The organism is Pseudomonas sp. MD195_PC81_125, from assembly GCF_014060985.1.
In the GTDB taxonomy this organism is placed as follows: Bacteria; Pseudomonadota; Gammaproteobacteria; order Pseudomonadales; family Pseudomonadaceae; genus Aquipseudomonas; species Aquipseudomonas parakoreensis.
In genome coordinates this window covers 1-12030 of the sequence record NZ_JABULD010000185.1, presented here as the reverse complement: position 1 = coordinate 12030, position 12030 = coordinate 1, and the positions used below count along the sequence as shown (strand labels likewise).

Below are 12030 nucleotides of genomic sequence, written 5' to 3'. Positions count from 1 at the left end.
GAAAAGGGGGCAGTTCATGCGCCGCAATGGTCACTGCCCAAACCGATACTCGCGCTCCACCCCGACACACCCGCGTCTGAAACGTCGAATACCACTGCGCCCGCCCGCGCGCCTGAATCACCCCGGTGCTCGGGATGCTCGCGCCAGGCCAGAATCGCCGCCTCGTTCTCCCAGTAGGAAATGGTGATGCCGACGCCATCTTCCCCGCGAATCGAATCAATCCCGAGAAACCCCGGTTGCTGGCTGACCAGCTCCATCATGCGCTCGGAGGCCGCCGCGTAACCGTTGTCACCCTTGGTACGGGTCGAGGTGAAAATCACCGCGAAGCAGGTTGGGGCCGGTTTCATTGCCGTTGCTCCACGCACGCTTCGACAAACGCCCGCACCAGTGGCGGGATCTGGCCCTTGAGCGCTGCGCGTTCCGGCTGGAACAGCGTGGCGACAAAAAACACATGGTCAGTCAATTCGATCGCGCGCAAGTCGCCCGCCGAATCGTGCCCCACGGCGCGTAGCGGAGGGGTCAGCAATTCTTGTTCGAACTGCGGATTCACACCGAATCGGCAGCGATAACCTTCATGAATTTCAGACGTTTCGTACGCCTTGGCGATCAACGAACCGGCGACCAGATGAATGCTGTCTACCGCCTCCACCAACGAACAGGTCAGCGGCGTCAGTACCGCTCGCGGCGAATCCGGTGACGTTTCGCCATGTTCGGCATCGGCCCAGCCCAGCACATTGCGGGAAAATTCCAGCAGCGCATGCTGAAAACCGCCGCAGGTACCAAGGAACGGGCGCTGTTGTTCGCGGGCAAAACGAATCGCCCTGAGTGCACCGGCCTCACTTTTGTAGGGGCTGGCCGGGACGCACCAGAAGCCGTCGTAGTGTGCCAATGGTGTATCGACGTGGATTTGATCCGTGGCCAGCCAGTCGAATTGCACATTTTGGCCGGACTGCTCGGCGATCATGCCGAGGGCAACGGGGATCGCCTGGTGGGCGGTGACTTGCGGGTCGTGATCGCCGATCAGGGCGATGGAAATGGCGTCCATGGGATTTCCTTGATTTGAGTGAGTGATGAACCTCTGTGGTGAGGGTGTGCAGTTGTCGATCACCGGGGCTCACTATAGATTGGCGTTCACGCACTCAATATTGGCGTTTTCCCAAGTGATCAATGCAGCGACGCACTATCGACTCGACTACCCGGATCTGGCGCTGATCCTTGCGTTGGTGCGCGGCGGCTCTCTGGCCCGGGCGTCGCAGTTGCTCAGGGTCGACGTGTCGACGGTGTTTCGCGCGGTACGTCGTCTGGAGTCGGCGCTGGGCCAGCAGTTGTTCGAAAAGAGCCGCGCCGGTTATTTGCCTACCACCCTCGCGCAGACGCTGGCCGAGCAGGCCGAGCGCGCCGAACAGGCACTGGAAGCGGCGCGAATCGGTGTCGAGCAGGGCGGGGAAGTGATCAGCGGTACGGTGCGCCTGACCTGTACCGATTCGGTGCTGCAAGGCCTGCTATTGCCGGCGCTGGCGCAGTTCATGCCGAACTACCCGGCGCTGACTCTCGAGCTGAGCACCTCCAACGATTTCGCCAACCTCAGCCGGCGTGATGCCGACATCGCCCTGCGCCTGACGCGTACACCGCCGGAGCATCTGGTCGGACGGCAACTGGCGAAGGTCTCCTACCGGGTCTGCGCCAGTGCGCGTTATCTGCAGAATGTGGATGCGACGGATCTGGCAGCGCTGACCTGGATCGCCCCGGACGAGTTTCTGCCGGATCACCCGACCGTCGCCTGGCGCCGCCAACAGTTGCCCGGCGTGATCCCGAGTTATCGCTGCAACAGCATGCTCTCGGTGACGGAACTGGTGCGCGGCGGTCTCGGTGTGGCGGCGTTGCCGGACTTTCTGATCACGGAAGGTTTGCAGCCCCTCAGCGCACCGCTGCACGGCTATGACACCGCGCTGTGGCTGCTGACCCGCGCGGACTGCCGCGCGTTGCGCGCGGTGGTCACGCTGTTCGATGAATTGGGGCGGGCGCTGCGTCTGCCGTGATCAGCGTTGCGGATCCTGGCAGATGTGCGCATGCAGTTCGCGGGTCAGGCCTTCGATGCGTTCAGTCAGGCTCTTGGTCATCTCGGTGAGTCGGGTGTTCTGTTCCAGCAGTTCGAGCAGTTGCGCGGTGGTCTGTGCGGCCTGCGCCTGGCGCTCGCTGTTGGCCACCGCCAGCGCTTCACGGTGCTGCGCGTCGGCGTCCGACTGCGCCTTGTCCCGCGCGGCCTGTCGGGTCTGTGCCAGCAGAATCAACGGCGCGGCGTAGGCGGCTTGCAGGCTGAACGCGAGGTTGAGCAGGATGAACGGGTAGACGTCGAACTGCGTCACGCCCGAGACGTTAAGGCCGATCCACACCGCGACGATCAGCGTTTGCGCGCCGAGAAACAGCGGCGTGCCGAAGAACCTCGCGAAGGCTTCGGCACGCAGGGCGAACGCGTCGTTGCCGAAGGTGGTGTTGAGGTGGGCGTGGGGGGCGGTGGAAGCGCAGGTGATCGACCGGGGCCGGCGCGGGGACATCGGGTTTTTCTGTGGTCATGGTGGGCTCGGCAGGACTTGTGACTGGAGGTCACTATAGCCCTGCATCGAGGCTGATGGCCCGTTCGCGAGCAGGCTCGCTCCTACAGGGATTGATGAGTCGCTCACTTAACTTGTGATCAACCCGGAACCTGTGGGAGCGAGCCTGCTCGCGAAAGCCGCGACGCGATCTCTCAGCCCGGCGCCCGCTCATTGGCAAACATGCTCACCGCCTGCACCGCTTCACTGGCGCCATCGCGGATCTGCAGAATCACGCTGCCGGCCTGATCCGCCAGTTCAACGCCTTGCGCCGCCCGCCCGCGGGTGCCTTCCATGCTCTTGATCGCCTGCCGTGTCTCGCTCTGAATCAGGCCGATCATGTTGGAAATCTCCGCCGTCGAGCCGCTGGTGCGCGCCGCCAGTTGCCGCACTTCGTCCGCCACCACGGCAAAACCGCGGCCCTGATCCCCGGCGCGCGCCGCTTCAATTGCCGCGTTGAGCGCCAGCAGATTGGTCTGGTCGGCAATCGCGCGGATCGTATTGACGATCGCGGTAATCTGCTCCGAGCGCTCGCCAAGTTGCGCGATCAGCGTTGATGACTGCGCGATGTCGTCAGCAATTTCACGCATTTCGCTGGCCGCCTGCTGGATCACCTGAGTGCCTTGCTCGGCGACTTTCCGGGTTTCCACGGAGATGTGATAAGCGGCGCTGGCGCTACGGGCATCGTGCTCGTGCTGCTCGACGCGGGCGGTGACGTCCGTGGCGAATTTCACCACTTTGCACAAACGCCCCGCAGCGTCGTACACCGGGTTGTAGTTGGCCTCCAGCCAAATACTCTGACCGCGCTTGTCAACGCGTTCGAACTGGCCCTGGAACAGTTCACCCTGATTCAAGCGTCGCCAGAAGTCCTCGTAGGCACTGCTGTTGACCAGTTCCGCACGGCAGAACAAACGGTGATGTTTGCCCTTGAGTTCAGCGAGGGTGTAACCCATGCGTGTCAGAAAATTCTGATTGGCCGTGAGAATGCCGCCGTCGAGGTCGAATTCGATCACCGCCATCGCCCGGTCGATTGCCTGCAGTTTGGCGTTGGCCTCGCTTTCCTGCTGAACCTTGGTCGTCACGTCCATGGCGAACTTGACCACTTTGACCACACGCCCCGACGTATCCTTGATCGGGTTGTAATTGGCTTCCAGCCAGATCGGCTGGCCCTGGCTGTTGATCCGTTCGAAGGTGCCGGACTGGAACTGGCCGTTTTTCAGGCGCGACCACAGTTCGGTGTATTGCGCGCTACGGCCAAACTCCGGAGTGCAGAACAAGCGATGCGGCTGGCCGATCACCTGTTCGGCGCGGTAACCCATGGTTTTGAGGAAGTTGTCATTGGCCTTTAACACCACACCGTCAAGGTCGAACTCGATCACCGCCATGGAGCGATTGATCGCTTCAAGCAGGCCGTTTTGTTCAGTGATGGTGTGTTGAAGATCGTTGAGTTCGGCCTGGTGGCGTTTGAAAAACATAGAGGCAGTACCTGGAAGTAGGGAAAGACGAGGTTTGTGTCCCTGTTTCCGCGCTGGCAGAGCAAATGCCGGGTCGGCATTTGTCATTGACTGCAAAGTGCCAGCATCCAGGCTGACGGCTCGATCTTATACAAACCAAATTAAGTTGTACAAGAAATTGCGCGTCGGTACGTTTCCGGTTTTTTCAAAGTTCGAGTCGGTGACGCCGGGCGGGTGCCGAAAAGGCCGGTTCAGAGCTGATAACGTGCCAGAAACATCTCCAGTGCCGACTCGGCCACGGCTTTTTGCGTGTCTGCATCCAGCGGCGGCAAACCCATGGAAATCTGCGGCCAGAAACCGAACGACTTCAACAGTCCCTGCACCTGCTGCGCGGCGAAATCGGCATCCACGGTCTTCAACCGACCATCGGCCAATGCGGCGCGAATCCACACTGTCAGGCCTTCTTCCCGCTCACCCATGCGCGCCACCATGTCTTGCGCGCGCTCCGGTGAATGAATGGTGGCAGCGATCGCCACCCGCGCCAGTCCGAGAAAATTGTCATCCGCCATCATCTGCAGTTTGGCCAGCAACATGGGCAGCAGTTGCTCGCGCAGCGGCTGATCGGCGCGGTAGCTCACCATCTGCTCTTCAGTAATTCGTGCCCAGAGTTGGTTGAGAATTTCGGCGAACAGCTCTTCTTTGCTGGGGAAATGGTTGTACACCGTGCGCTTCGACACCCCGGCGGTGGCCGCGATCTTGTCCATGCTGGTGATCTCGAACCCGTTGGCCCGGAATTCGGCAATCGCCGCCTGAATGATGGCTTCGCGTTTGCGGTCGGTAAGGCGCTGTGCAGCTGTCATAAGTAAGCTTCGGCAGAGAAAGTGGGAAATTACACTTGGCAGTTTACTTGTCATCCGGTTTGATGCAACCTAGAAACTACACCGCCCAGTGTAATGTTGCGTTAATCCGCGCAACCTAAAAACCAGACAGTTCGGCTGATGCGTGCGTGCCTTGGCCATTTATCGTCCCACCGTGAAAAACCGTGAATTGCGCGGTTTTTCTGGAGTCTCTCAGTCATGGCCAATTCAGATATTTCTGCGGATCAAATTTCCACGCCTGAAGCCTCTCGCCAGGATCAAGGGCTATTCCTTAACCATGCGCCGGTGCAACGCGAAGGTGGGCGCAAGATGCTGCGGATCATGTGGAACATGATTTTCAACAAGCCGCGCAATACCCGTCCTGCCGCTGCGATCCCGGTGCAGTCGCTGACAACTGAAGTCCTAATGGCCGCGCCTGACCACAGCGTCTATCGCCTCGGCCACTCGACCCTGCTGCTGAAAATGCGCGGCAAATTCTGGATCACCGACCCGGTCTTCGCCGAGCGCGCTTCGCCCGTGCAGTGGGCCGGCCCGAAACGCTTTCACCAGCCGCCGATCAGTATCGACCAATTGCCGCCGATCGAAGCGGTGATCCTCTCGCACAACCACTACGACCACCTCGATTACCAGGCAGTGCTGAAACTGGCGGCCAAGACCAACTACTTCCTGACCCCGCTGGGCGTCGGCGATACCTTGGTCAAATGGGGCATTGAGGCCAGCAAAGTCCGCCAGTACGACTGGTGGCAGGGCACCGAAATCGCCGGCATCCGCTTCGTCGCCACGCCCTCGCAGCACTTCTCCGGCCGCGGCCTGTTCGACAGCAACAGCACGCTGTGGGCCTCGTGGGTGATGATCAATGGCGACACCCGCATCTTCTTCAGCGGAGACAGCGGCTATTTCGACGGCTTCAAACGCATCGGCGAACAGTACGGCCCGTTCGACCTGACCCTGATGGAAACCGGCGCCTACAACGTCGAATGGCCGCACGTGCACATGCAACCCGAAGAAACCCTGCAAGCGCACATCGACCTCAAGGGCCGATGGCTGTTTCCGATCCACAACGGCACCTTCGACCTGGCCATGCACGCCTGGCACGAACCGTTTGATCGCATCCTGTCACTGGCCTGGGAGCGCAGTGTGGCGATTACCACGCCGCAAATGGGCGAGGCGTTCAACCTGATGCAGCCGCAGCGCGGGAGTGCGTGGTGGTTGGCGGTTGAAGGGGAGAGTGAAGGGGTGGTGCAGAACGCCTGATGAGTTAAAACCGGTTCGCCTCTATAGAGGCGAACCTTATTTTTCGAGATTGTTTTCCGACATCAAGTCACCATAGCCCACCAACGTGGAAACGTTTATGTCGCGGAATTTCCCCCCGGAGAATCTCTTCCAGATTTTCCGGATTCAAACCAAGTCTTTGAGCTACGTCGGCTTTGCTCATGGGAGCTGTTTCGATGAGTGCAGCTAATCGTGTGACATGCCGGGCTTTATTTTGCATGTCACTCGCATCTACGCCTTCCAGATCCTTATAAACGCAACCTTTGCTTTCTTCGATTTCACTCAATTTTCACGTCCTTATTCAGCCATCGCATAATCCCCACGCCCCACTGCTTCCGATGGCGCGCCCATACTCGCACTGCGACCCGGCGCAAACCCGGGAAAAAACACCAACCCCTGTGCCTCAAACCGGTAAGCCAGCGCCAGCCGCGCTGCGTCCGCCACGTCCTGCTGCGCTTCAAACCGCTGAATGTCGTCCACCGCAACCTCCGCCTCGCGCGACAGTTGTTCCACGCTCCAGCCCAGCATCGCTCGGGCCTGGACGCAGTGCGTCGGGGTGAACTGGAAAAGGGCAATGCGTTCGAGGATGTGGTTCATCGCAAGAGAGGCCATGGTGTGCTCCGGGCTCAAGAGTGCTGATTAAAAATGTACTGGGTTTTTGTACAGTTGTTTTCGGCCGGGATCAAACGCATTTTTTGATTTGCCCTAGTTCGCCGCCTCCAACCAGACGGACGGTGCCTGGCCGAGGATGCGCCGGAACATCGTCGAGAACGCCGCCGGGCTTTCATAACCGAAGTCCAGAGCGATCCGCGTCACCGCATCACCGGCCGCCAGCCGCGCCAGTGCCAGCACTACGCAGGCCTGTTGCCGCCATTGGCTGAAGCTCAACCCGGTCTGCTGCCGAAACAGTCTGTTGAAGGTGCGCAAGCTTATGTGCAACTGCTCTGCCCAGTGTTGCGGTGACTGATGGGCGTTCGGCTGATGCAGAAAGTTCTGACATAAAGCCAGGAGCTTTCCGTCAGTCGGCAGCGGAATGTGCAAGGGCAGGGGCGCACTGCGCGCCAGTTCATGCAGCAGCAAGTCGATTAGTACGCCATCGCGTCCTTCGAGGTCATAGGCCAGCGGCACTTCCACCGCCTCCATCAACAAGTGCCGCATCAACGGTGAAACGCTGATCACCTGGCAGTGCTGCCCCAAATCCACCGCCCCCGGCTCGATGTACAGGCTGCGCGTGCTCACGCCCAGCATCAGCACCTCATGTGCCACTCCCGGCGGAATCCACACTGCCCGTTGCGGCGGCACCACCCAGTTGCCGTCATGGGTACGAACCTGCATTACCCCGGTTGCGCCGTACAACAGTTGCGCCCGCCGATGCGTATGAAATGGCAACAGATGGCCGTGGGAATAATCCGTACCGATCGCCACCACCGGGCGCGGTGTGTCATCCAGCAGATTGATCGAAACATTGCGCATCGAGCGTTTCCCGGTCGTTGGCGTAAACGCAAACATTGTTGGCTGAGTTGCTGAAGCAGGCCAAGCCACGTCGCTCTATCGTCGACCGCTCCCCATCACCGGAAGACGCGCCATGTTCTACCTCCTGCTAACCCTGTTCGGCTGTATGACCGGCATCACCGCCGTGCTCTTTGGCTTCGGCGGCGGCTTCGTCGTCGTGCCGCTGCTCTATCGCATGCTCAGCGCCAGTCACGGCGCCGACGACGCCATCGGCCAATCGGCCATGCACATCGCCGTCGCCACCTCGACCTGCGTGATGATCGTCAACGCCCTGATCGCCACCGACAAACACCGCCGCGCCGGCAACCTGATCCGCCATTACCTGTGGCCCCTCGGCGGCTTCATCGCCCAGGGCGCGATCATCGGCGCGATCGCCGCGGTGTGGGTCAGCGGCGAGGTCATCCGCTACGCGTTCATCGCCTACCTCGGCGTGACCATCATCGACTGCCTGCTCAGACGCGGCTTCCTCATCCATGACGAAGGCGTCATCCCACGTCGATTGAATCGCAAGGAAATATCCGCCGGTGGTGTAGGCATCGGCGCCGTCGCCACGTTCCTCGGCGTAGGAGGAAGCGTCATGACCGTGCCGCTGTTGCGTCGCTGCGGGTTGAGCATGTCCCAGGCCACGTCCATGGCCAATCCGCTGAGCGTGCCGGTGGCAGTGGCCGGGACGCTGACGTACATGGCGCTGGCCGGTTTCAGCGAAACAGATCTGGGCGTGTGGTTTGTCGGGTATGTGGATTTGCTGGCGTTTGCGGTGCTGACCCTGGGGTCGTTGGTCGGGATTCGGTTGGCTACGCCGTGGATTGGGCGGATTCCGGATCGGGTGCATGCTTGGGTGTACATCGGTTTGCTCATGATGGTGATGATCAGCATGTGTGTGAGTTGATCCATCACACCAACCCCGGCGCCTCCCGCACAATAAAGTGATCCAGGTTCTCGATGTTGGCACTGAACACCCCGAACGTCTGTTCGGGGTTCTTCTTGCTCGGCACCTGCTTCAACTCTGGCGTCACGCCATAGAAGAAACAGAACAACTCCTTGTCGCTGTCGATCGCGTGCTTGATCTCTTCCAGAAACGCCTTGCGCTTGCGGTAGTTGTCGATCAACTTCTTGCTCAAGTAAACGTTCACCGAATACGGCTTCTTCTTCGCCTCATCCGCCTGCTTGAACCAGACCTTCTGCTCGAAATCGATGCGAAAACTCTGGGTGTAATCCTTGATCTCCTTGATCTTGCCCCAGTAAATCAGCCCCTTGTTGTCCGTCAGATACTCGATCTTCTTGAAGAACGAGCCATAAGGCGCGGTGTGCTCGCCGATCTTCAACGGCATGCGCTTGAGCAACTCCTTGTCGGCGAAGTTCGACACAAAACACTCCACCGGATGCGCAAACACACTGGTCTTGTCCGGCGCCGTCTCACGCCCCAGCGACTCTTTGGAACTCACCTGCGCCACCCGCACCGGATCATCCCGCAACACATCCGCCGCCCCCGCAGGCGCAGCTGGCTTGCGCACATACTCACGCCGCGTCAGCAACAACTCCGACGGAAAATGCTCCTCCCGCCCGTCATCCGTTTCGCCATCCGCCGTCTCAACTCCCGACGCCGACGCCTTCAAACTCACATATGGACAACCCGGCACATGCTGCGTCGTGGGTAGATTCTTGAAGTGCGGCGTGCGCACGTAATTCACATTCTTGGCGTTGAACGTGCCCAACTCGTTCGACGCATCAAACGCCGAACGACAGGCATCGTTGGGGCACTGGAAGTGTTCCTTCGCAGAATCGAACGTCACCGTCTCATCGAAATTGAGATCGCGAACGTCATAGATCGACAACTTGTCGTCGAGGCTGAGGCAGTAGGCGAGATCGAATTTCATGGCAGGGCTCGGATCCTTGAGTGGGGGAGGGGTATTAATAGCGGGAGGCGCGGCGGGTTGCACTGATTGTTTTCAGGATGATGCGGAATCTGTGGGGGCAGCCTGCTGGCGATTCCAGGCATCAACCAGATTTCAATCCTCACCCCGCCACTGCAGGCAGCACATCACCCCTGTGGCGAGGGAGCTTGCTCCCGCTGGGCTGCGAAGCAGCCCCAAGCATTTTGAGCCAAAAAAAATCCGCTGCTTGAACCTCAAACAGCGGATCTTGAAACCCTCAGCAACCCCGCAACAATCGCGAGGCCCTGCGCCACCAGGATTCATGTCGATCGAACGGATCCTCCGCCAACAAACAAGGCATGTCCCGCAACCGAATCCACGGCTCATCCTGCCAGTGCAGAGTGCTAAGCGACATGTGCGGCCAACTCAAGACACTCAATATCGGACGCTCAACCGAGCGCGCCGGACGAGCATCACGAAGCGCAGGCACGACCTGATGCGTCAGCCACTCACGAAGCTGCCGGTACTCAGGACAGTAGTGATAGATCAACAACGCATACACGCCGGACTCACTCACCATCATGTGGTCCTCAGCTTCACCGTAGGTCTCCACGCACATCATCTGACGCTGATCAGCGTCGAGTTTGCGCAACTGGCGCTCATCAAGATGTTTGCCCATCAACCGGCCCAGCTCATGGACGCAGAACCACGCCTGGTTCTCAACCAGCAGAGCGTGCAGATGGGTTTTGTTACGAGTGAAACGAGTTGGGAGAAATGGTTCAGACATGGCACGCCTCCTGACCTGGAAGCACGGGATTTGAACGGTGGGTACAGCGAATCACCTTCATCATGAAGGTTGGATAGTCAGGCATTTCCATTTACCTCTGGCTGCTTTCTTAGGGCATTCGTTAGGGTGTCGGGAGCTAAGAAACCCACCAGAGACGGGCCGGACATATTCCCCTTTCGGGTCTTGTATTCGCCCACTCCCGACATAACGGGGTTTTTCGCAGGCGTAGAGAAACCGCAGACGAAAAAAAAGCCGCATGACTGTCGGGTGCGGAGGACCGCTCTGGTTGAGGCGTTTCTTAGGCGCCGGGTTGAGATCCTAGGGTGTCAATGCTTTGCGGTCAATACTCCAAAATCGTTCAGCGTTTTCCGGCCAAAAATACGTAGGCCGTATACATCTAAGCCAAACGCATTTTTGATTTCAGTAGATAGGAGTTCTCTGTTTTTGTGCCGCATTCCTGAATGACCGGCACTCGCCTTTCCTGCAAGAGGGGTTTGTTGAATATTCAGATCTCGCTCAAATGACTGTGCAAGAAACCGCCCAGAACGAATACGGACAATCGATATCCTGGAAACACTAGGTCAGGTTTTCGGGGCGGCCGTTCCTATGTAGACGGCAGTGAAATCCAATTTTCATGACACACCGATCGTACGGTTATTATTTTGGAGTGGTGAGCGGGGGAACACGATATCTGCGGACATATAAACCTACCTTCCAACCGGATCCGAACCCGCTCACGCCTGGACTTGCCGACTCACTTGCCGGCGGGAAGGGCACTCTGTCTGGGCCGGAAGCTGACGCCACATGCAGATTGAGAATTTTTCTTGCAAAAAATGGGACGTAATTAAGAGCTGTCTACCCATCTCCATTTGGCTCGTGTCTACGACGCTGCACAAGCGTCACTGGTGTCATCGTGTTGCCTTTTCATCTGCGCTGAAAGCAGTCCTGGAGTTTTCCTCCCATTCGGGAGCTTCGTTCGGGTCGACTCATCGATGGCTGAAAAACGCAAAAAACGCCCTAAGGGCTTGTTTAGCCTGTGCTTCCGGCAACGGCATGGGAGCGCATGCGTATTTGCCATCATCATGCCTGCCCCAATTGTAGTGGTAGAGGTGCTGGACAGTGATCGTTTCGATATACTCGCTCGTTTTGATCCAGGCCGTTTACGATCCGTATGAGAGATATCCATAAAGAAAAAATTGCGCGAGTACACAGTGGTGAGGCCCCCAGGGTCCTCGATTTATTCGCTGGTTGTGGAGGTATATCTCTAGGTTTTGACCGAGCTGGATTTAAGAATGTTGCTGCGATAGAGTTCGACGCGCATGCAGCTCGCTCTCACGCTATGAATTTCCACAAAGATCTATCGCCGAAAGAGTTCGAAAAACACGCTCAGGCGCATGATATAACTAAAATAGAACCAAACACATTTATTCGTGAAATGGGCTTCTCAGGGCCTGCCGATAGAGCAATAGATGTGATTGTTGGTGGTCCACCATGTCAAGCGTTTGCACGTGTAGGGCGAGCAAAGTTAAGAGAGGTTGCAGAACATCCTCAAGCATTTAAGCAGGATCCTAGAGGGAATCTCTATCTACGTTATCTTCATTTTGTCCGCGAATTAAAGCCTATAGCTATTTTGATGGAAAATGTCCCAGATGTATTWAAATT

General features: G+C 58.4%; 11 protein-coding genes and 5 pseudogenes. 4 read left to right on the top strand and 12 right to left on the bottom strand.

Annotated features, from left to right (window positions below; translation table 11 throughout):
- Positions 1 to 30 precede the first annotated feature (30 nt).
- Positions 31 to 347: pseudogene (locus HT737_RS07965) on the bottom strand (antibiotic biosynthesis monooxygenase).
- On the bottom strand, positions 344 to 1045 hold the full coding sequence (locus HT737_RS07960; protein ID WP_182402113.1) for a CTP synthase: 702 nt from the start codon (positions 1043 to 1045) through the stop codon (positions 344 to 346). Before HT737_RS07960 ends, HT737_RS07965 begins: the two are co-directional and overlap by 4 nt.
- A gap of 52 nt (positions 1046 to 1097) precedes the next feature.
- Here HT737_RS07960 and HT737_RS07955 point away from each other — a divergent pair, with 52 nt between their 5' ends.
- Positions 1098 to 2039 carry a LysR family transcriptional regulator gene (locus HT737_RS07955; protein WP_182402117.1) on the top strand — a complete coding sequence of 314 codons (942 nt, stop codon included), beginning with the start codon at positions 1098 to 1100 and terminating at the stop codon, positions 2037 to 2039.
- On the opposite strand, the pseudogene HT737_RS07950 reads toward HT737_RS07955, so the two are convergent.
- The 4 genes and pseudogenes from HT737_RS07950 to HT737_RS07940 form a co-directional block, all read right to left on the bottom strand.
- Positions 2040 to 2574: pseudogene (locus tag HT737_RS07950) on the bottom strand (DUF1003 domain-containing protein).
- 172 nt (positions 2575 to 2746) lie between these two features.
- Positions 2747 to 3184, bottom strand: a pseudogene (locus HT737_RS32655) (methyl-accepting chemotaxis protein); the annotation flags it as partial.
- A 108-nt stretch (positions 3185 to 3292) separates the two neighbouring features.
- Positions 3293 to 3976: pseudogene (locus tag HT737_RS32650) on the bottom strand (PAS domain-containing protein); the annotation flags it as partial.
- A 320-nt stretch (positions 3977 to 4296) separates the two neighbouring features.
- Positions 4297 to 4905 carry a TetR/AcrR family transcriptional regulator gene (locus HT737_RS07940; protein WP_041066476.1) on the bottom strand — a complete coding sequence of 203 codons (609 nt, stop codon included), beginning with the start codon at positions 4903 to 4905 and terminating at the stop codon, positions 4297 to 4299.
- A 216-nt stretch (positions 4906 to 5121) separates the two neighbouring features.
- Between HT737_RS07940 and HT737_RS07935 the strand changes: the two genes are divergently transcribed.
- Entirely contained in the window at positions 5122 to 6177 is a 1056-nt protein-coding gene (locus HT737_RS07935; protein WP_182402109.1) for an MBL fold metallo-hydrolase, read from the top strand.
- 67 nt (positions 6178 to 6244) lie between these two features.
- Here HT737_RS07935 and HT737_RS07930 read toward each other — a convergent pair whose 3' ends face one another.
- The 3 genes from HT737_RS07930 to HT737_RS07920 form a co-directional block, all read right to left on the bottom strand.
- A complete protein-coding gene (locus HT737_RS07930) occupies positions 6245 to 6481 on the bottom strand; it encodes an XRE family transcriptional regulator (protein ID WP_182402107.1) in 237 nt (78 codons plus the stop codon).
- 11 nt (positions 6482 to 6492) lie between these two features.
- Positions 6493 to 6807, bottom strand: a complete 315-nt coding sequence (locus HT737_RS07925; RefSeq protein ID WP_182402105.1) for an XRE family transcriptional regulator — start codon at positions 6805 to 6807, stop codon at positions 6493 to 6495.
- A 93-nt stretch (positions 6808 to 6900) separates the two neighbouring features.
- Positions 6901 to 7668: a helix-turn-helix domain-containing protein gene (locus tag HT737_RS07920; RefSeq protein ID WP_182402103.1), complete on the bottom strand. Its 768-nt coding sequence runs from the start codon at positions 7666 to 7668 to the stop codon at positions 6901 to 6903.
- A 112-nt stretch (positions 7669 to 7780) separates the two neighbouring features.
- Between HT737_RS07920 and HT737_RS07915 the strand changes: the two genes are divergently transcribed.
- Complete coding sequence (locus tag HT737_RS07915) at positions 7781 to 8596, top strand: sulfite exporter TauE/SafE family protein (RefSeq protein WP_182402101.1); 816 nt, start codon at positions 7781 to 7783, stop codon at positions 8594 to 8596.
- 4 nt (positions 8597 to 8600) lie between these two features.
- Here the strand turns inward: HT737_RS07915 and HT737_RS07910 are convergent, their stop codons facing one another.
- From HT737_RS07910 to HT737_RS32645, 3 genes and pseudogenes are all read right to left on the bottom strand, one after another.
- The gene (locus HT737_RS07910; protein ID WP_182402099.1) at positions 8601 to 9584 is read right to left on the bottom strand and encodes a hypothetical protein; all 984 of its coding nucleotides are present in this window, start codon (positions 9582 to 9584) and stop codon (positions 8601 to 8603) included.
- 274 nt (positions 9585 to 9858) lie between these two features.
- Entirely contained in the window at positions 9859 to 10368 is a 510-nt protein-coding gene (locus HT737_RS07905) for a Bro-N domain-containing protein (RefSeq protein ID WP_182402097.1), read from the bottom strand.
- Between the two features lie 505 nt (positions 10369 to 10873).
- A pseudogene (locus HT737_RS32645) lies at positions 10874 to 10954 on the bottom strand (hypothetical protein); the annotation flags it as partial.
- Between the two features lie 585 nt (positions 10955 to 11539).
- Between HT737_RS32645 and HT737_RS07895 the strand changes: the two are divergent.
- Positions 11540 to 12030 (top strand): DNA cytosine methyltransferase (locus tag HT737_RS07895; RefSeq protein WP_182402095.1); only part of this gene is annotated, 491 nt, incomplete at its 3' end.